Below are 20064 nucleotides of genomic sequence, written 5' to 3'. Positions count from 1 at the left end.
GCAAAGGCGCAACGCGCCGTGCCCACGGTCTCGTTTCGTATTCGAGGGATCGTGCGTACGCTTCGCTTCGCCCACCCTACGACAGCCGTGCAAGCCTCAATGCTTCCCCGGTCCCATATATCCGAACAGGAACCCCGCCACCTTGCGCATCTGGATCTCCTCGCTGCCTTCCGTGATCCGGTAACGGCGATGGTGCCGATAGATATGCTCGAACGGCTTGTGGCGTGAATAGCCCATCCCGCCGTGGACCTGCATGGCGCGGTCGGCGGATTCGCAGCAGAGGCGGTTTGCCCAGTAGTTGCACATCGAGACGCGGTCGGAGAGCGTGCGCTCGATCTGCTCCTCGGTGAGCTTATCCATCTCCCAGGCGGTCTTGCGGATCAGAAGGCGCAGCATCTCGGCTTGCGTCGCGAGCTCGACCAGCGGGAACTGGATCGCCTGGTTCTCGGCGAGCGCCTTGCCGAATGGTTTTCGCTCGCGCGCATATTTGACGCTTTCATTGATGCAATAGCCGGCGGCGCCCAGCGAGCTCGCCGCCTGACGGATGCGGTTCTGGTGCACGAAGCACTGCGCCAGCGACAGGCCGCGGCCGACCTCGCCGAACAGCGCATCCTCGGGCACGAACACGTCGGTGAAGCTGACGCGGGGATGATCGGTCGGCATGTTGAAGGTCCACATGTACTCCTCGACCTTGACGCCGTGGCTCTTGGCCGGCACCAGGAAGCAGGTGATGCCGCGCGCATCGCCGTCATTGCCCGAGGTGCGTGCGAACAGCGCGCAATGCGTGGCGACGTGCATGCCCGTCGTCCACATCTTCTCGCCGTTGATGATCCAGCCCTTGACGTTGTCGCGGGTCGCCGGCACCGCACGTGTCTCCATGTGCGTGGCATCCGAGCCGTGATGCGGCTCGGTGAGGCCAAAGGTGATGCGGTACTTGCCCTTGATCGAGCCGTCGATCATCGCCTTCTGGTCGTCGCGACCGTAGCGGTCGAGCATGGTGACGACAGGGAAATTGCCGACGATGGAATGCTCGTTCTGAAGGTCGTTGTGCAGGCCAAGGCCCTTGGCGGCAAAATGCTCGCGGATCACCGCCATCCAGAGGTTGGAGCCGTCCTTGCCGCCATACTGCTTCGGCACCGGGAAGCGCAGGTGCCCGGCGGCGTCCGCGAGATCCTTGGCCTTGCGCAGCAGCGCCTCCCATTCGTGCCGCGGCAGGCCGCCGTTCTCGAAATCGGTGCGCGCCCATTCGCGGCGATGATCAAAGAAGCGGATGTTGTCGTCGGCCGCTTCCAGCGGCTTGATCTCGCGTTCGATGAAACGGTCGAGCTCTCCGAGATAGGCGACGAGATCTGTTGGCAATGAGAAATCCACGGCTCTCTCCCGGATGATTTTTTCGTTTTGCGTTAAGGCGCTAAGCACGCTTTTGCTTCGCACGATTAAGGTGAGAAGAGCGCGCGCAAGTCAAGCAAGCCGAGGCGTGCCGGCTGCGCAAGGCGCATTGCGCAATTCGATGGTGCCCCGGCGCTTGTGCACGCTAGTATGACGGCAATATTCCTTCAGGAGAAAAAGCGGGAGCGAGCGATGGAGCTAAAATTTTCCAAGGTGGAACGCAAGGGACCGATCACGATCGTCACGCTGTCGCGGCCCGAGGTCTACAATGCGCTGCATACCGACGCGCATTTCGAGCTCCAGAAGGTGTTCGACGATTTCTCGGCCGATGCCGAGCAATGGGTCGCGATCGTCACGGGCGCCGGCGACAAGGCGTTCTGCGCCGGCAACGACCTGAAGTGGCAGGCGGCCGGCGGCAAACGCGGCTGGGACAAGGGCGGTTTTGCCGGCCTCACCTCGCGCTTCGACTGCGACAAGCCGATCATTGCCGCCGTCAACGGCGTTGCGATGGGCGGCGGCTTCGAGATCGCGCTGGCCTGCGACCTGATCATCGCCGCGGAGAACGCGACCTTCGCCTTGCCCGAGCCGCGCGTGGGCCTTGCCGCCCTCGCCGGCGGCCTGCACCGGCTGCCGCGCCAGATCGGCCTGAAGCGCGCCATGGGCATGATCCTCACCGCGCGCCATGTCAGCGCCAAGGAGGGTCACGAGCTCGGCTTCGTCAACGAGGTGGTGCCGCAGGGCGAGGCGCTGACGGCGGCGCTACGCTGGGCGGAGATGATCACCAAGAACTCACCGATGTCGATCCGGGCTTCAAAGCAGGCGATCCAGAAGGGGCTTGGCGTCTCGCTGGAGCAGGCGATCGAGGAGCAGCGCGAATATCCGGCGGTGAAGGCGATGGTGGCCTCGCAGGACTACATCGAGGGCCCGAAGGCGTTTTCGGAGAAGCGGCCGCCGAAATGGGTGGGGAAGTAATCCCTCCTGTCATTCCGGGGCGCGCCGTCAGGCGCGAGCCCGGAATCCATCGGGCCACGGCGACCGCGGATAAATGGATTCCGGGCTCGTCGCTTCGCGACGCCCCGGAATGACGAGGAGAGTGTGGCGCACCACTGCATCAACGCCGTCATTGCGAGCGCAGCGAAGCAATCCAGACTGCCTCCGCGGGGACACTCTGGATTGCTTCCTCGCAGGGGCTCCTCGCAATGACGGAGAATGTAGCGCCGCCTACCCGCCACGCCCCAGCTCGCGCTTGTACGACGCATAATTCGGCTGATCCACCGCAAGCTTGTCCATCGTGGTCGCCCACAGATGCTCGGCGAGGCCCGGCGTTGCGATATCCACCTCGCCCCTGGCGATACGCTCGGCCAGCACGCGGTTGAGGTCCGTCACCGAGCCGTCAATGCCGAGCAGTGCACGCAGCCGCTCCACCTCTTTCGCATCGCTCCCCTCCTCCTGCGTCAGCTGCCGCGTGACGAGGTCGAGGATGTTGATGGCGACGCGCAGCTTGAACGCCTGGTGGCCGGAGATCAGCGGTGCGATGTCGCTGCGGAGGAAATCGGCGACTGACTTGGTCAGCTCGACCGGTGTCGGTTCGTCCTGCATGTGTCAACTCCCGCGCGGCGCCAAGAGCCGCAACAGATCGATCTCGGTCTCGGAGGCGCGACGCCCGATCATGGCGCGCTCCATGGAATGGTCCGGTCCTTCGCGAAACCGCTGCATCATGCCGCCGCACATGATGCCCCAGCGCAGCGTGCCCATCACTTCCCAGAATTTTACGCGCGCGGGATCGACTTTTCGGCCTGCCGCTTCGTAACCCGCGAACAATTCCTCGCGAGTGCCAAAACCGCCGACGGGCTTGTCGATCTCGCCGAACCGCCAAGAGTTAACGCAGACCCAGCCAAGATCCTCCATGGGATCGCCGAGATGGGCAAGCTCCCAGTCGAGCACGGCGCGGACGCCGTCGGGGCCGATGATGAGATTGCCGTTGCGGAAATCGCCATGCACCAGCGTCTCCTCGGCCGAGGGGCCGGGATCGTGGTCGCGCAGCCAGCGCAGCACCAGCTCGAACACGGGCTTGGGCCAGTTCAGGCTGCGATAGTCGCGCTCGAATTCGCCGATCTCCTGGGTCGCGCCGCGACTGCGCAGCTCCGGCAGCTTGTCCAAAGGCAGCCTGTGCAGGCCCGCGAGAACGCCGCCGATTTGCCGCGCGAGAAGCGGCCGCGCGGCCGCATACTCTTCATCGCGAAGAATCTTGCGCGCGATGGTCTCGCCCTCGACCCGCTGCATGATGAAGCCGGTGCCGAGATCGTCCTCGGCCGTCAAGACATGCATCACGCGCGGCGACGGCACGCCGGCTTCATAGGCGAGCTGCATCAATTGCGCTTCAGCGCCGAGCCCCGCCGCGCGCGTCGGAGCCGCGCCATAACCCTTCGGCGAGCGGCGCAGGATCGCACCGATCGGCCCGTCGGGATGCACGATGTCGAAGCGCCAGGTTTCCTGGCTGGCACCGCCGGACAGCTTGGCCGCGCCGGTGACGCCGGTCGCCCCCTCGCACCAGCGCGTGACGCTGCGGGAGAGTTGCGCTTCGATCATTTGCCCTTGAACTGCGCGGGGCGCTTCTCCAGGAACGCGCCGACGCCCTCGCGAAAATCCTGGGTGTCGCCGGCGCGGAGCTGGCACTGGAATTCGAGGTTGAGCTGATCCTCGAAGGAATTTTCCGGGCTGTCCCAATAGAGCTTGCGGATCAGCGACAACGCCACCGTCGGGCCGCTGGCAAGCTCGCGCGCCAGCTTCATCGCCTCCTCCATCAGCACGCCGTCATCGTAGACGCGATTGACGAGGCCCCATTCCAGCGCCTTCTCGGCCGGGAGCCGCTCGCCCATCAGCGACAGCTCGATCGAGCGGGCCCGACCAATGAGCCGCGGCAGCAGCCAGGTCGACCCGCAATCCGGCACGAGGCCGATGCGGCGGAACGCCTGCAGGAAGTAGGACGAGCGCGCACACAGGATCATGTCGCCAAGCAGCGCGAAGCTCATGCCGGCACCCGCCGCCGGCCCATTGACCGCGGTGACGATCGGGCAGTGCAGATTGCGGATGCGGCGCAGGAACGGGTGAAAGCCGGTCTCCAGCGTCAGGCCGGCCTTGGTCTTCTTCGACTGGTTGTTGCGGCCCTGAAGATTAGCGCCGGTACAGAACGCCCGCCCCGCGCCGGTCAACACGACGCAGCGCACCTCGTCTTTCTTCTCTTCGATCGCATCGAGCGCCTCGGCAAGGCCACCCAGCATGTCCACGGAGACCGCGTTCATCACCTCCTGATGGTCGAGCTTGAGGATCGCGACCGAACCATCGAAGTCGAGCGTGACGTGTTTGAACTGCATGGTTTCCTCGTCAGTTGCGGCCTGCGTCAGTTTCGCAGACCGGAATTACTTTTGCCGGGGCGCATATTTGATTTTTGGCGCGGTCTTGTCCATGGTGATCGGAGCATAGCAAGCAATCTTGCGCGCAGCGGCTGATGCGCGTCATGCCAGAAAGTCTTGCCAAAAACGGGAAACGCGCCATGAACCTTTTCGACCTCTCCGGCCGTGTCGCCGTGATCACCGGCGGCAATGGCGGCATCGGGCTCGGCATCGCGCAGGCACTGGCCGGCCAGGGCTGCAACGTTTCGATCTGGGGCCGCAATCCTGACAAGAACAGAAGCGCTGCCGCGAGCCTGGCGGGACTCGCCGGCAAGGTGGATACCCGCGTCTGCGACGTCACCGATCCGGCATCGGTCAATGCCGCGATGAAGGCCACGCTCGACACCTTCGGCCGGGTCGACGGCTGCTTCGCCAATGCCGGCATCGGCGGCGGCGGCCGGCGCTCCTTCATCGAGCGCACCGAAGAGGAATGGCGCACGATGTTTACGACCAATCTCGACGGCGTGTTCCACGCGTTCCAGGCGGCCGCCAGACACATGACCGACCGCGCCAATGCCGGCGATCCCTTCGGCCGGCTGGTCGCGACCTCGAGCCTCGCCTCGATCTTCGGCACCGCGCGCAACGAGCACTATGCCGCGACCAAGGCTGCCATCAACGCGCTGGTGCGCGCGCTCGGCGTCGAGCTGGCACGCCACGGCGTCACTGCGAATGCGATCCTGCCCGGCTGGATCAAGAGCGACATGACCGCCGGCCTCATGGCCAACGACAAGTTCGTCGCCAATGTGATGCCGCGCATTCCGCAGCGTCGCTTCGGCGAGGCCAGCGATTTCGGCGGCATCGCGGTGTATCTGATGAGCAGGGCGTCGTCGTATCATACGGCCGATACGTTCGTGATCGACGGCGGCTATACCGCGTTTTGACATCTCGTAGGGTGGGCAAAGGCGCTCTTGCGCCGTGCCCACCAGAAATACTTTCGAAGGCCGTGGTGGGCACGCTGCGCTTTGCCCACCCTACGGCTTCTCGTTTTGTGAGCGCAGAGGGGACAGGGCGAATGTTTTCACACATCATGATCGGCACCAACGACCTCGACAAGGCGAAGGCTTTCTACGACCAGCTGCTCAGCACGCTCGAGGTGCGGCCTGCACGGGTCGACGGCCATCGCATCTTCTACATCACCAAGACCGGCGTGTTCTCGGTGACGAAGCCGATCAACGGCGAGCCCGCGACCTGCGCGAACGGCGGCACCATCGGCTTTGCCGCCAACTCGCCTGAGCAGGTCGACAGGTGGCACGCGGCTGGCGTCGCCGCCGGCGGAACGCCGATCGAGAATCCGCCCGGCATCCGCGAGGGCGCGGGGAACAAGCTTTATCTCGCCTACTTGCGCGATCTCGACGGCAACAAGATCTGCGCGATGCACCGGATGCCGAACTGATTGCCCAGGACGCTGTCATTCCCCGCGAAGGCGGGGAATCCAGTACGCCGCGGCTTCTCCGTGAGTCGCTGACGTCACGGAGTACTGGATCGCCCGGTCAAGCCGGGCGATGACAACCGTGAGTGCGGCCCGCGCCTGCCACCCACTCCGTTCAAACAACATTTCAAACGCCCTCGCGATATTCCATCGCGTGGCATGGCTCGCGCGAAAAATGCGCGCTCGCACTTTGGCCACGCTGCGACTATTCTCGCGTTCAGCACGAACTCAGCGCCCCCGGGAGGAACAATGACAAAACACACCTACATTCCCCGCACCACCAACTACACGCTCAATCCGGGCGACGAGCTCAACGACCTCCGCATGTCGGACCAGGTTCGCCCGCTCTACGATCACGTCAGGAAGTTCATCCGCGACACCGTCGAGCCGATGTCGATCGAGTTCGCCAAGGCTGGCGAGAGCAAGGAAGACCGCTGGAGTTTTACGCCGAAGCAGCTCGAAGTACTCGAGGTCGCCAAGAACAAGGCCAAGAAGGAAGGCCTCTGGAACTTCTTCCTGCCCGATGACGAGACCGGCCAGGGCCTGAAGAATCTCGACTATGCCTATATCGCCTCCGAGCTCGGCAAGAGCCCGCTGGCCTCCGAGACGATGAACTGCTCGGCGCCCGACACCGGCAACATGGAGGTGCTGGAGCGCGTCGGCACCAAGGAGCAGAAGGAGAAGTGGCTGAAGCCGCTGCTCAACGGCGAGATCCGCTCGGCCTATGTCATGACCGAGCCGAACGTCGCCTCCTCCGACGCCAAGAACATCTCGACGACGGCCAAGCTCGTCGGCGACGAATGGGTCATCAACGGCGAGAAGTATTACATCTCCGGCCTAGGGGATCCCCGCTGCAAGATCCTCATCGTGATGGTGAAGACCAATCCGGATGCGGCGCCGAGCAAGCAGCAGTCGCAGATCCTGGTGCCGCGCGACACGCCCGGCGTCGAGGTGCTCGGACCCATGTACGTGTTCGGCCAGGACCACGCCCCGCGCGGCCACATGCACATGCGCTTCAACAATGTGCGCGTGCCGAAGGAGAACATGCTGCTCGGCGAAGGCCGCGGCTTCGAGATCTCGCAGCTCCGCCTCGGCCCGGGGCGCATCCATCACTGCATGCGCACCATCGGCAAGGCCGAGAAGGCGCTCGATCTGATGGTGCAGCGCGGCCTGACCCGCGAAGCCTTCGGCAAGAAGATCGCCCATCTCGGCGGCAACATGCAGATCATCGCGCAGGCGCGCTGCGAGATCGAGGCGATGCGGCTGATGGTGTTGAAGGCGGCGAAGGCCATGGACGTGCTCGGTAACAAGGAAGCCCGCGTCTGGGTCTCCATGGTGAAGGCCATGGTGCCAGAGCGCGCCTGCAAGATCATCGACCAGGCCATCCAGATGCACGGCGCCACCGGCATCTCGCACTGGACCCCGCTCGCCGAGATGTACCAGGACGTGCGCCACCTGCGCTTTGCCGACGGTCCGGACGAGGTGCACTGGATGGTCGTCGGCCGGCACGAGCTGAGCATGGCCTGAACTCTATCCGTCCCTCTCTCCGTACTTGCGGGGAGAGTCCCGTAGGGTGGGCAAAGGCGCGCTCTTCGCGCGCCGTGCCCACCATCTCGGCTCTTCGCATGACGTGGTGGGCACGCTCCGCTTTGCCCACCCTACGAAGCTCCCCGCACGCGGGGAGAGGCGAAGACAGCGACACCTACGTCGCCGGCGCGAGCTTGTCCTGCGTCTTGGTTTCGAAATCGGATGCGTCGTGGCGCTCGTGGAGCTGGCTGGCGGGGTCGCCGGAGACGCGGTTGACCATGCGGCCGCGCTTCACGGCCGGACGCTTGGCGATCTCGTCGGTCCAGCGCTGCACGTTCTTATAGTCCTGCACCGAGAGGAATTCGCCGGCGCCGTACACCAGCCCCTTGGCGAGCGCGCCATACCAGGGCCACACCGCGATGTCGGCGATGGTGTACTCGCTGCCCGCGAGATATTCGTTGTCGGCGAGGCGCCGGTCGAGCACGTCGAGCTGGCGCTTGGTTTCCATCGCAAAACGGTCGATGGCGTATTCGATCTTGGTCGGCGCGTAGGCGTAGAAATGGCCGAAGCCGCCGCCGAGGTACGGCGCGCTGCCCATCTGCCAGAACAGCCAGGACATCGCTTCGGTGCGGGTCTTGATGTCCTTCGGCAGGAAGGCGCCGAACTTCTCGGCGAGATAGAACAGGATCGAGCCGGACTCGAACACCCTGACCGGCTCGGGGCCGGAGCGGTCCATCAGCGCCGGGATTTTCGAGTTCGGATTGATGTCGACGAAGCCGCTGCCGAACTGGTCGCCGTTGCCGATCCTGATCAGCCAGGCGTCGTATTCGGCCCCCTTGTGGCCGAGCGCCAGAAGCTCCTCCAGCATCACCGTGACCTTCACCCCGTTCGGGGTCGCCAGCGAATAGAGCTGGAGCGGATGGCGGCCGACCGGCAGCTCCTTGTCGTGGGTGGGGCCGGCGATCGGGCGGTTGATGCTGGCGAACTGCCCGCCATTCTCCTTGTTCCAGGTCCAGACTTTGGGCGGCACGTAGGCGGGGACGTCAGTCATGCGGGGCTCCGGCGGAAAGATGCGCCTGCATTAATTAGCCCGCGAGCGGCCGATGACAAGCCCTGCCGGCTCTGCGTCCGGCGCGGGCCTCACGCCGGTGTCATGCATCCGGCCTAACCCGTCACCACCCTGCGCGGCTGCTCCGCCCGTGTCATCACGAACCCCTCATACCCCTTCCCCGCGACCTCGTCGCAGATCCGCCGGTAGACCCCGACGCCGCCGATATAGGGCATGAAGATGCGCGGCTTGCCTGGGATGTTGGCGCCCATGTACCAGGAATTGGCCTGCGGATAGAGCGTGCCATGGGCAACTTCGTTGACGTGCGCGACCCACTTGTCCTCCGCCCCTCCGTCCGCCTCCATCGTGGCGAGGCCTTGCTTGCGCATGTGGAGGAGGCAGTCGGCGATCCAGTCGACATGCTGCTCGATCGACACGATCATGTTCGATAGCACCGACGGGCTGCCGGGCCCGGTGATGATGAAGAGATTGGGAAAGCCTGCGCTCATCAGGCCGAGATAGGTCTTGGGGCCCTCGGCCCATTTCTGGTTCGGCGTCCGCCCGCCGCGACCGCGAATGCCGATCCGGGCGACCGATCCGGTCATGGCGTCGAAGCCGGTCGCCATCACCAGCGCATCGACCTCGTGATCTGCCCCCGCGACACGGACAGCGTTCGCGGTGATCTCCTCGATCGGATTGGTCTTGATGTCGACCAATGAGACATTCGGCCGGTTGAAGGTCGCGAAGTAATCCGTATCGATGCAGATGCGCTTGGTGCCGATCGGATGGCTGTTCGGCTGGAGCAATTTCGCAGTGCTGGCGTCCTTGACGATCTCGGTGATCTTGCCGCGCACGTAGTCGGCGGCGGTGTCATTCGCGGCCAGATCCAGGCCGAGATTGTTGTAGGCGTACATGAAGGTGAGCCCGCCGCGATCCCAACGCGCCCCGTATCTGGCGTGCCTGTCATCCTCGCTGTCGTCGAGAGCGCCGCGATCGGGCTGCTCGGCATAGATGCCGTTGCGCGCGACCTCGCGGGCGAAGCGACGGATCTCCGAATAGTTGTTGCGGAACGCATCGCGTTCCTCATCGGTCAGCGTGGCGTTGCGGGCGGGAATCGAGAAATTCGCGGTGCGCTGGAAGACGGTGAGATGCTTTGCCTGCTCGGCAATGATGGGCGCCGACTGGATGCCGGATGAACCGGTGCCGATGAGGCCAACGCGCAGGCCCGTGAAGTCCACGGGCTCGTGCGGCCAGTTGCCGGTGTGGTAGACGGGACCTTTGAAGTTTTCGAGACCCTTGATGTCGGGCTTGCGCGCGTTCGACAGGCAGCCGGTGGCGAGCACGACGAACTTCGCTTCGACCGTCTTTCCGCCGGAAATCGTCACCGACCAGCCATTAGTCTGTTCATCGAAGACAGCGCGCTCGACGCGCGTGTCGAACTGGATGTCGCGGCGCAGATCGAAACGATCCGCGACATGGTTGGCGTATTTCAGGATCTCTGCCTGCGGCGCGTAGCGTTCGGTCCAGTCCCATTCCTGCTGGAGCTCCTCCGAGAACGAGTAGGAATATTGCATGCTCTCGACATCGCAGCGCGCGCCCGGATAACGATTCCAGTACCAGGTGCCGCCGACCCCGCCGCCCTGCTCGTAGACTCGCGCCGAGAAGCCAAGCCTGCGCAGCCGATGCAACATGTACATGCCGGCAAAGCCGGCGCCGACGATGACCACGTCATAGGCTTCACTGGCCTCGGCCGGACTCGATTGCGCTGGCGACATCGGTTGGCGCTCCCTCGTTGTTGTCTGTTGTTGTTCGCCAGCATTCTCTCACGTCGGCCAAAGCGCAAGAGGCTCATTCACGGCCGCCGCTCCGCTTATTTTGCGCGACGGAATGGCTCCTCGTGTGGCGTGGCGCCTATACGCAAGATGCGCGGCGAAATCCGGCTTGGCATCGCCGGCGACGATGGGTTAGCGTCGCACGGCCTTCGCCAAGGACAACAAGAACGCAAAGCAATAACAGCAACGCGACGGCCGCCGGGAGAGAGCCATGAAATCGCCGATCTGCGACATGCTGGGCATCGAGTTCCCGCTGCTCGCCTTCAGCCATTGCCGCGACGTCGTCGCCGCCGTCAGCCGCGCCGGCGGCTTCGGCGTGTTAGGTGCCACCGTGCACACGCCTGATACGCTCGAACGCGAGCTGAAATGGATCGACGACCACGTCGACGGCAAGCCCTACGGCATCGACGTGCTGATCCCCGAGAACATCTCGACGGCGGGCGAGAAGGACGTCACCTGGAAGAGCCTGGAAGCGCGCGTGCCGCAAGAGCATCGCAACTACACGCGCGACCTCCTGAAGAAGTACGACATCGAGCTGACGACCACTGAAATGGCCGACAACCAGCCGCAGCCGTTCGACGGAAAGACGGCGCTTCAACTGCTCGAGGTCTCGTTCAATCATCCGATCAGGCTGATCGCGAACGCACTCGGCGTGCCGCCGAAAGCGATGATCGAGATGGGCAAGAAGCACGGCGTGCCGGTCGCAGCTCTCGTCGGCGCCAAGGAGCACGCGCTGCGCCAGGTCGCGGCCGGCGTCGATATCCTCGTGGTCCAGGGCACCGAGGCCGGCGGCCATTGCGGCGAGGTGTCGACCATGGTGCTGGTGCCGGAGGTGATCAAGGCAATCAAGAAGATCCGCGACGTGCCGGTGCTGGCGGCCGGCGGCATCATGACGGGACGGCAGATGGCGGCCTGCATGGCGATGGGCGCGGCCGGCGCCTGGACCGGCTCGGTGTGGCTCGCGACCGTGGAAGCCGAGACGACGGAAATCTTCCGCGAAAAGATGATCGCCGCGTCCTCGCGTGACGCGGTGCGCTCGAAGGGACGTACCGGAAAGCCCGCCCGGCAGCTCCGCTCGGTGTGGACCGATGCCTGGGACCGCGCGCCGGAGAGCCCCGGTGCGCTGCCGATGCCGCTGCAAAGCATCATCAGCCGCGACGCCTTCAATTCGATCGACCGCGCGGCGGCGGCTGGCAACGCCAGGGCGCGCGATCTCGTCAGCTACTTCGTCGGCCAGGGCGTCGGCCTGATCGACAGCGTGAAGTCGGCGGGCGCGGTGGTGCAGGAGTTCAAGGAAGAGTTTGCCGAGGCCGTCGAGCACATGAATGAGCTGGTGGCGGAGTAGCACCCACATCGTCATTGCGAGCGTAGCGAAACAATCCAGACTGCCGCCGCGGAAAGATTCTGGATTGCTTCGCTTCGCTCGCAATGACGAAGCAACTGATATCGTGAATTGAGGCCATGACCGACAATACCAACATCCCCGAAGACCGCATCCCCGTCATCGTCGGCATCGGCGAGATCGTCGACCGCCCCAAGGAGATCACCGAGGGCCTCGAGCCGTTCGATCTGCTCGAACAGGCGCTGCGGCGCGCCGAAGCGGATGCCGGGGCAAAGCTGCTCGGCGAGGTGCAGTCGCTCGACGTCGTCAACTTCCTGAGCTGGCGCTACCGCGACCCGGAGAAGCTGCTGGCGCAGCGACTCGGGATCACGCCTTCGCATTGCCATTACGGCCCGGTCGGCGGCGAGAGCCCGATCCGCTACATCCACGAGGCCGCAAAGCGCATCGCGCGCGGCGAATGCAGCGTTGCCGCGGTCTGCGGTGCGGAGGCGCAGTCGACCGCGACCAAGGCCGAGCGCGCAGGCGCAAAGCTGCCTTGGACGCCGTTCGCGCATGATGTCGAGGAGCCGAAGCGCGGCGCAGCGTTTCAGAAACCGCTGGCCGTGAAGCTTGGCGTGTTCCGGCCCGTCACGGTCTATCCGTTCTACGAGGCGGCCTCCTCCGCTCATTGGGGCCAGACGCCGCGCGAAGCGATGGCAGAATCGGGCACACTGTGGTCGCGCTATTCCGAGGCCGCCGCACAAAATCCAAACGCCTGGCTGAAGCGACGCTATGCGCCGGACGAGATCACGACGCCGACCGCGGACAACCGTCTCATCGCCTGGCCTTACCACAAGCTCATGGTCGCCAACCCCAGCGTCAACATGGGTGGCGCGCTGCTGCTCACCAGCCTTGCCAGGGCGCGCGCGGCGGGTATCGCCGAGGACAGACTGGTCTATCCGCTCGGCGGCGCCTCGGCGGAGGAGCCGCGCGACTATCTCCTGCGCGACCAGTTCTACGAGAGCCATCCGCAGAATGCGGTGCTGAAAGCCGCGGTGGACCTCGCCGGCGGCGACGGCACGGCATTCGAAGCGATCGAGCTCTATAGCTGCTTCCCCTGCGTGCCCAAGATGGCGCGGCGGACGCTGGGCCTTTCCGCCGACGTGCAGCCGACCGTGACCGGCGGCCTCACCTTCTTCGGCGCGCCGCTCAACACCTACATGACGCATGCGGCCTGCGCGATGGTGCGGCGCCTGCGCGATGGCGCCAGGCTCGGCCTGCTCTACGGCCAGGGCGGCTTCGTCACCAAGCATCATGCGCTGGTGGTTTCGAAGGCGCCGCCGCGCGCGGCGCTGGCGCAGGAGACGAGCGTGCAAGAAGAGGCCGACCGCAACAAGCGCGCGGTGCCGAATTTCGTCGCGGAAGCCTCGGGCAAGGGCAAGGTCGAGAGCTTTACGGTGCTCTACGGCCGCGGCGGGGATGTCGAGCACGGTGTGGTGATGCTGCGCACGGAAGATGACCGCCGCACGCTGGCACGGATTCCGGCGGGTGATACCGCGACGCTGGCGCATCTCCTCAACATGGATCGCACGCCGGTCGGCTCGCTTGGCGAGATCGCGATGGCCGGCGATGGCGTACCGGAGTGGCGGGTATCCTGATCTCCCTCTCCCCGTTCTTACGGGGAGAGGGTCGGGGTGAGGGGCTGCGTCCGCAAACACCGTGAGAGTTAGACTCGCGGAGAGTCCCTCTCACCCGAATTGCTTCGCAATTCGACCTCTCCCCGCAAGCGGGGCGAGGTGAAGAAAAGCTAGCCCTTCGGCGCCTGCTTTTCCGACGCGGTGGCCGGCTTGCCCTTGGCGCCGGCGCCGACGACGCGGACCTGATCGCCATCGGACAGGCCGTCCGGCGGGGCGGTGATGACGCGATCGTCCGGAGAGATGCCTGATGCGAGCTCGATTTCCTTGCCAAGATCGCGCGCGATCGTCACGGCCTTGAACAGCACCTTGTCGTCCGCACCGACGGTCGCGACACGCAGGCCGCTGCCGTTGAAGATCAGCGCGCTGGCGGGAATGCTGAGCGGCGCGGAGTCGCGCTGGAGGCTCAACTTCACGCTGGCATAGCCGCCGGGCATTAGTTCGCCCGAGGAATTGTCCAGGCCAAGCTGCATGCGCGTGGTGCCGGAGGCAACGTCGACGGCCTGCGAAGACGCTTCCACCGTCGCCTGGAAGGTCCGGTTCGGATACTCCGGTAGCGCGATGATGGCCTTGGCGCCGATCTTGATGGCCGGCACGTAATTCTGGGGCACGTTGACATAGACGCGCAGCTTGGTGATGTCCGAGACCACGAACATCGCCGGGCCCGAGCCGCCGCCGGCATTGATCAGCGCACCGACGTCGGTATCGCGCGCCGTGACCACGCCGTCGAACGGAACGGTGATCTTCTTGTAGCCGGCCAGCGCCTCCAGCCGCTCGACATTGGCCTGCCCCGAATGCACCGCGGCGTTCTTGTTGGAGAGGTCGGCGGTGCGCTCGTCGATCTCCTGCGCAGAGACGAAGTTGGAGGCGACCAGCGTCTTGCGCCTGTTCAGCGTTGCCTCCGACAGCCTTGCGCTGGCCTGCTGGCTGGCGAGGTCGGCGCGGGCTTGCAAGAGCTGCTGGTCTAGGTCGGGCGCCTCGATCTCGGCAATCACCTGCCCGGCCTTGACGCGGGCCCCCATGTCGGCGCTCCAGCTCTTCAGGTAACCCGACACGCGCGCGAAGATCGGGGCACGGTAGTAGGCTTCCAACCGGCCCGGCAGATCGAGGGTGGCGTTGAGCGCCTTGGCGTTAGGCTGGGTCACCGCGACGCTGGGAACGGCCTGATCATCGGTCCATTCCTTCAACTTGGAGCCCTGCTCCTCGCGCGCGCGGATGCCGGTGCCGACGACAAGGCCTGCCGCAATCAGCGCCACCACGCCGAAGATGCCCAGTTTCCGGTGCGACACCGGGGAACGGGATTCAGTGGGCGACATGCGGAGTCTCCAAGGGGGCGGCGGCTTCGGCGCCTTGTTTCTTGTGTACCATGCTGAACACCACGGGAACAAACATCAGCGTGGCGAAGGTTGCAAAGATCAGGCCGCCGATCACGGCGCGGCCGAGCGGCGCATTCTGCTCGCCGCCCTCGCCGAGCCCCAAGGCCATCGGCGCCATGCCGATGATCATGGCGAGCGCGGTCATCAGCACCGGGCGGAACCGGACGAAGCCGGCTTCGAGCGCAGCCGCAACGGGATCGCCGAGCTCCGCGTAGCGCTCGCGCGCAAAGGAGATCACGAGCACGCTGTTGGCGGTGGCAACGCCCATGCACATGATGGCGCCGGTGAGCGCCGGGACCGACAGCGTGGTCTCGGTCATGAACAGCATCCACACGATGCCGGCGAGCGCGGCCGGCAGCGCCGTGATGATCACGAACGGGTCGGACCAGGACTGGAAATTCACGACGATCAGGAAGTAGATCAGCACGACGGCGCCAAGCAGGCCGAACAGCAGGCCGGTGAAGGCGCTGTTCATGGTCTGCACCTGGCCGAGCAGCACGACGGAAGATCCCTTCGGCACCTCCTTCGCGGTGTCGGCGATCACCTGGCGGATGTCGGCGGCAACCGCGCCGAGATCGCGGCCCGAGGTCGTAGCGAAGATCTGCACCATCGACTGGATGTCGTATTGCGACACCACCGCGCTCGACGTCGAGCGCTTGATGTCGGCGATGCCGCCGAGGATCGGCGACTGCGCGTTGCCGGTGGCGGTGATCGGCAGCGTCTGCAGCGCGCCGAGCGAGTCGATCTGGTATTGCGGCGTCTGCATCACGATCGAATAGGACACACCGTTATCCGGATTGAGGTAGTAGGTCGGCGCCACCTGCGAGGAACCGGCAAGATTGACCACGAGACTGTTGGTGACGTCGCGCTCGGTCAGGCCGACATATTGCGCACGGGTACGGTCGACATCGATATTGAAAGTCGGGTTGTTCGGCGATTGCTGGATGCGCGCATCGGCAACGCCGGGAATCTTGCGGACCTTGGCCAGCAGATTGTTGGCGTAAGCGAAGTTGGCACTGATATTGGCGCCGCGGATCTGAAGGTCGATCGGCGCCGGCGCACCGAAGTTCAGGATCTGGCTGACGATATCGGCCGGCAGGAACGCGAAGCTGACGCCGGGGAAGAGCCGCGGCAGCTGCTCGCGCAGCACCTTGACGTGCTCTTCGGTCGGCTTGTGGCCTTCCCTCAGCTTGATCTGGATGTCGCCGTCCTGCGGGCCGATCACGCCGGTGTTGTTGTAGGTCATGTTGATGCCGGAGATCGGCATGCCGATGTTGTCGGTCATGGTCTCGATCTCACCCGGGATCAGCTTGCGCACGGCCTTCTGCACGTCAGCGAGTTGGTTCGCGGTCTCCTCGACGCGGGTGCCGACCTGGGTGCGGACATGCATCAGGATGTTGCCAGCATCGACCGCGGGGAAGAAGTTGCGCCCGAGGAACGGCACCAGCGCAAAGGACGCGCCGACCACGCAGAGGAAGCCGATCACGAACACCGCGCGATGCGCCAGCGCCAGCCCAAGGAAATCATGGTAGCCGCCGCGAATGCGTTCGAAACGCTTCTCGAACCCGCGCTGGAACCAGACCAGCGGATTGCGCGACTTCGGCGGCTCGCCTTCGTGATGGACGTGCGCCTTAAGCAGATAGTTCGCCATGGTCGGCACCAGCGTGCGCGACAGGATGAACGACCAGATCATCGCGAACATCACCGCTTCGGCCATCGGCACGAACAGGAAGCGCGCGACACCGGTGAGGAAGAACATCGGCACGAACACGATGCAGATACAGAGCAGCGAGACGAAGGCCGGCGTGACGATCTGGTTGGCGCCGTCGAGGATCGACTGCTCGACCGGCTTGCCCTGCTCCAGATGGTAGTTGATGTTCTCGATGGTCACGGTGGCGTCGTCGACGAGGATGCCGACGGCGAGCGCGAGACCGCCGAGCGTCATGATGTTCAGCGTCTCGCCGATCGCCGAGAGCATGATGATGGCGCCCAGCACCGACAGCGGGATCGAGACCGCGATGATGATGGTCGAGCGCCAGCTGCCGAGGAACAGCAGGATCATGACGCTGGTCAGCAGCGCCGCGATCACGCCCTCGAAGGCGACGCCCTCGATCGCGCCGCGAACGAACACCGACTGGTCGCCGATGAAGCCGATCTTCAGCGCGTCCGGGAGCTGGTCCTTGACCTCGATCACCTTCTGCTTGATGCCGGCGATGATATCGAGCGTCGAGGTCGCGCCCGCCTTCAGCACCATCATCAGCACCGAGCGATTGCCGTCAACATGAACGATGTTGGTCTGCGGCGGATTGCCGTCGCGGACGGTCGCGACATCGCGCACATAGACCATCGCGCCGTTGACGGTCTTGATCGGGAGGTTGCCGAGCTCGTCGATTTTCAGCGGCGAGTTGTTGAGCTGGATGTTGTATTCGAAGGTGCCGATCTTCTGGGTGCCGACCGGCGTGATCAGGTTCTGGGCGGCCAGCGCGTTGGCGACGTCCTGGCCGGACAGGCCGCGGGCCTGGAGCGCGGTCGGATCGAGGTCGATCTGGACCTGGCGCTGCTTGCCGCCGAACGGATACGGAATCGCCGCACCAGGCACGGTGACCAGCGGGGTGCGCAGATTGTTAATGCCGATATCGGCGAGGTTCTGCTCGGTCAGGCCGTCGCCCGACAAGGCCACCTGGATGATTGGCACGGTCGAGGCGGAGTAGTTCAGGATCAAGGGCGGCGTCGCGCCCGGCGGCATCTGCTTGAGCAACGTCTGCGAGATCGCTGTGACCTGTGCGTTGGCAGTGCGGATGTCGACGTTCGGCTGGAAGAAGATCTTGATGATGCCAAAGCCGTTATAGGAGTTGGCGACGATATGCTCGATGTCGTTGACCGTCGTCGTCAGCGCACGCTGGAACGGCGTCGTGATGCGGCCGGACATCTGGTCGGGCGGCAGGCCGGTGTACTGCCAGACCACGCCGATCACGGGAATGCGGATGTCGGGGAAGATGTCGGTCGGCGTCCGCAGGGCCGCCAGCGGTCCGATGATCAGGAGCAGGAGCGCGAGCACGACAAACGTATAGGGTCGGCTCAGGGCAATACGGACCAGAGCAATCATGCGCCAGGCAATTCCAGGTCAGGCAGGGATACGGGATCCGCCCCCACGGGGATCCTATTTCCCCTTTACCTGAGCACCGCCGGAAACGCTAATCACCGGCAGCTTTCCTGCATTCACTTCCCTGCTACCGCACTGCGAAATCGGCATCGCAGCTATGCGGCCGCACGCGTCACGCTGCGCGGACGGAGTTCAGGAACTTGCCGACCTCGAGCTTGAGGCGGTTGGAGTCGCGGGACAGCATCTGCGCCGCCGACAGCACCTGCGAAGACGCCGATCCGGTTTCGGATGCGCCGCGCTGGACGTCGCCGACATTGGAAGACACCTGCTGGGTGCCGTTGGCCGCCTGCTGCACATTGCGGGCGATCTCCTGGGTCGCCGCGCGCTGCTGCTCCACGGCTGCGGCGATCGCCGAGGATATTTCGGAAAGACGCGCAATGGTGCCGGAGATTTCGCTGATGGCGCCGACCGATTCCTGCGTCGCCGCCTGGATGCCGCCGACCTGCTGGCCGATCTCGCCGGTCGCCTTCGCCGTCTGTTCGGCGAGCGCCTTGACCTCGGAAGCCACAACCGCAAAGCCGCGGCCGGCCTCGCCGGCACGTGCCGCTTCGATCGTGGCGTTCAACGCCAGGAGATTGGTCTGGCCCGCGATGGCATTGATGAGCTCGACGACGTCGCCGATCCGAGAGGCCGCCCGCGACAACTCGCTCACGCGTTCGGTGGTGGCGTGCGCCTGGCTGACGGCCTCGCTCGCAATCCGGGTGGAATCCTGCACCTGGCGACCGATCTCGTGGACCGACGACGACATCTCCTCGGCGGCCGATGCCACCGAATGGACGTTGGTGGAAGCTTCTTCCGAGCCGGCTGCGACCACCGTCGCCAGTTCCTGCGCCCGGCCCGCCGTCGAGGACAGCGTCGAGGCCGACGCCTCGAGCTCGGTCGCAGCTGACGACACGGTCTCGACGATCTCGCCGATCGCGGCCTCGAAGCCGTCGGCAAGTTTGGTCATTCCGGCCTTGCGCTGCTCCTCGGCGCGGCGCTGCACCGCCTGGACCTCGTCGCGGCTGAAGCGGATGATGGTCTGCACGGTCTGGAGGTTGCGCAGCGCCTCACCGATCTCGTCGTCACGTTCGATGACGATGCGGTTGTCGAGCTTGTCCTGCACGAGGTTGAGCATGGTGTCGTTGAGGTGCCGCATCGGGCCCTGGATCGCGCGCATGGTCGCAAGGCCGGCGAAGCCGACGATGGCGATGCCGACCAAGGCCAGCAGCGTCAGAACCAGGCTGGTCGAACCGCCGGTGGAGAGCGCGCCGCCGATGCCGAGCGCCAGCATAAACAGCGCCTGGAGCGTCATCGTCGTGACCAGGCGCGCCTTCAGCGTCCCGGTGAAGACGCTGAAGCGATCGAGCAGCGAGCGGCGGCGGATGATGCCGGCATCGACGCGATAGCCGTGCGGCTTCTTCTCGCGGATCGCGGCATAGACCTCTTCGGCGAGCTTGCGCTGGTCGGCCGGCAGCCTGGTGCGGATCGAGGTATAGCCGGTGACATGGCCGTTCTCGCGGATCGGCGAGGCCGTCGCCAACACCCAGTAGAAGTCGCCGTTCTTGCGGCGGTTCTTCACCGCGCCGAGCCACGGCTTGCCGGCCTTCAGCGTGTCCCAGAGATTGTCGAACGCCTCCGGCGGCATGTCGGGATGACGGACGATGTTGTGCGGCTGGCCCATCAGCTCGGCCGACGTGAAGCCCGCGGCGGCAAGGAAATCCTCGTTGAAATAGGTGAGCTTGCCCTTGAGGTCGGTCCGGGAGACGATCAGTGTCTCGTCACTGACCGGATATTCGACATCAGTGACAGGAAAGTTCTTGCGCATCGAAGCCCCCAACGACCGAATTCAGT

15 protein-coding genes are annotated in these 20064 nt (G+C 64.9%); 6 read left to right on the top strand and 9 right to left on the bottom strand.

What is annotated here, in order from left to right:
* Positions 1-96: 96 nt before the first annotated feature.
* A complete protein-coding gene (locus BJA_RS14615) occupies positions 97-1371 on the bottom strand; it encodes an acyl-CoA dehydrogenase family protein (protein WP_038965763.1) in 1275 nt (424 codons plus the stop codon).
* Positions 1372-1581: 210 nt separating this feature from the next.
* Between BJA_RS14615 and BJA_RS14610 the strand changes: the two genes are divergently transcribed.
* Positions 1582-2361, top strand: a complete 780-nt coding sequence (locus tag BJA_RS14610) for an enoyl-CoA hydratase-related protein (RefSeq protein ID WP_063921431.1) — start codon at positions 1582-1584, stop codon at positions 2359-2361.
* 249 nt (positions 2362-2610) lie between these two features.
* Here BJA_RS14610 and BJA_RS14605 read toward each other — a convergent pair whose 3' ends face one another.
* The 3 genes from BJA_RS14605 to BJA_RS14595 are packed head-to-tail and all read right to left on the bottom strand — an operon-like array spanning position 2611 to position 4763.
* Positions 2611-2988, bottom strand: a complete 378-nt coding sequence (locus BJA_RS14605) for a DUF6285 domain-containing protein (RefSeq protein ID WP_011085729.1) — start codon at positions 2986-2988, stop codon at positions 2611-2613.
* A gap of 3 nt (positions 2989-2991) precedes the next feature.
* Positions 2992-3978: a phosphotransferase family protein gene (locus BJA_RS14600; RefSeq protein WP_011085728.1), complete on the bottom strand. Its 987-nt coding sequence runs from the start codon at positions 3976-3978 to the stop codon at positions 2992-2994.
* Positions 3975-4763, bottom strand: coding sequence for an enoyl-CoA hydratase/isomerase (locus tag BJA_RS14595; RefSeq protein WP_011085727.1), 789 nt, complete (start codon positions 4761-4763; stop codon positions 3975-3977). The genes BJA_RS14600 and BJA_RS14595 overlap by 4 nt, the downstream gene beginning before the upstream one ends.
* Before the next feature lie 179 nt (positions 4764-4942).
* Here BJA_RS14595 and BJA_RS14590 point away from each other — a divergent pair, with 179 nt between their 5' ends.
* From BJA_RS14590 to BJA_RS14580, 3 genes are all read left to right on the top strand, one after another.
* The gene (locus BJA_RS14590; protein WP_038965770.1) at positions 4943-5722 is read left to right on the top strand and encodes an SDR family NAD(P)-dependent oxidoreductase; all 780 of its coding nucleotides are present in this window, start codon (positions 4943-4945) and stop codon (positions 5720-5722) included.
* A 131-nt stretch (positions 5723-5853) separates the two neighbouring features.
* Complete coding sequence (locus tag BJA_RS14585) at positions 5854-6234, top strand: VOC family protein (RefSeq protein WP_028172377.1); 381 nt, start codon at positions 5854-5856, stop codon at positions 6232-6234.
* 285 nt (positions 6235-6519) lie between these two features.
* Complete coding sequence (locus BJA_RS14580; protein ID WP_028172378.1) at positions 6520-7797, top strand: acyl-CoA dehydrogenase family protein; 1278 nt, start codon at positions 6520-6522, stop codon at positions 7795-7797.
* Positions 7798-7972: 175 nt separating this feature from the next.
* On the opposite strand, the gene yghU is transcribed toward BJA_RS14580, so the two are convergent.
* Both yghU and BJA_RS14570 read right to left on the bottom strand, forming a co-directional pair.
* Positions 7973-8848 carry a glutathione-dependent disulfide-bond oxidoreductase gene (yghU, locus tag BJA_RS14575; RefSeq protein WP_011085723.1) on the bottom strand — a complete coding sequence of 292 codons (876 nt, stop codon included), beginning with the start codon at positions 8846-8848 and terminating at the stop codon, positions 7973-7975.
* Between the two features lie 113 nt (positions 8849-8961).
* Positions 8962-10620, bottom strand: coding sequence for a flavin-containing monooxygenase (locus BJA_RS14570; protein WP_011085722.1), 1659 nt, complete (start codon positions 10618-10620; stop codon positions 8962-8964).
* 268 nt (positions 10621-10888) lie between these two features.
* Here BJA_RS14570 and BJA_RS14565 point away from each other — a divergent pair, with 268 nt between their 5' ends.
* Positions 10889-12022 (top strand): nitronate monooxygenase, encoded by a 1134-nt coding sequence (locus tag BJA_RS14565; protein ID WP_011085721.1) that lies wholly within the window; start codon positions 10889-10891, stop codon positions 12020-12022.
* A gap of 116 nt (positions 12023-12138) precedes the next feature.
* The gene (locus tag BJA_RS14560) at positions 12139-13656 is read left to right on the top strand and encodes an acetyl-CoA acetyltransferase (protein ID WP_011085720.1); all 1518 of its coding nucleotides are present in this window, start codon (positions 12139-12141) and stop codon (positions 13654-13656) included.
* Positions 13657-13805: 149 nt separating this feature from the next.
* Here the strand turns inward: BJA_RS14560 and BJA_RS14555 are convergent, their stop codons facing one another.
* The 3 genes from BJA_RS14555 to BJA_RS14545 all read right to left on the bottom strand — a co-directional run bounded on the left by BJA_RS14555 (position 13806) and on the right by BJA_RS14545 (position 20038).
* Positions 13806-15008, bottom strand: coding sequence for an efflux RND transporter periplasmic adaptor subunit (locus BJA_RS14555; RefSeq protein ID WP_011085719.1), 1203 nt, complete (start codon positions 15006-15008; stop codon positions 13806-13808).
* Positions 14995-18174 carry an efflux RND transporter permease subunit gene (locus BJA_RS14550; RefSeq protein WP_011085718.1) on the bottom strand — a complete coding sequence of 1060 codons (3180 nt, stop codon included), beginning with the start codon at positions 18172-18174 and terminating at the stop codon, positions 14995-14997. Before BJA_RS14550 ends, BJA_RS14555 begins: the two co-directional genes overlap by 14 nt.
* Positions 18175-18343: 169 nt before the next feature.
* Entirely contained in the window at positions 18344-20038 is a 1695-nt protein-coding gene (locus BJA_RS14545; protein ID WP_011085717.1) for a methyl-accepting chemotaxis protein, read from the bottom strand.
* Positions 20039-20064: the final 26 nt, after the last annotated feature.

Source organism: Bradyrhizobium diazoefficiens USDA 110 (assembly GCF_000011365.1).
Lineage (GTDB): Bacteria > Pseudomonadota > Alphaproteobacteria > Rhizobiales > Xanthobacteraceae > Bradyrhizobium > Bradyrhizobium diazoefficiens.
This window is presented reverse-complemented; position numbering and strand designations above follow the sequence as displayed.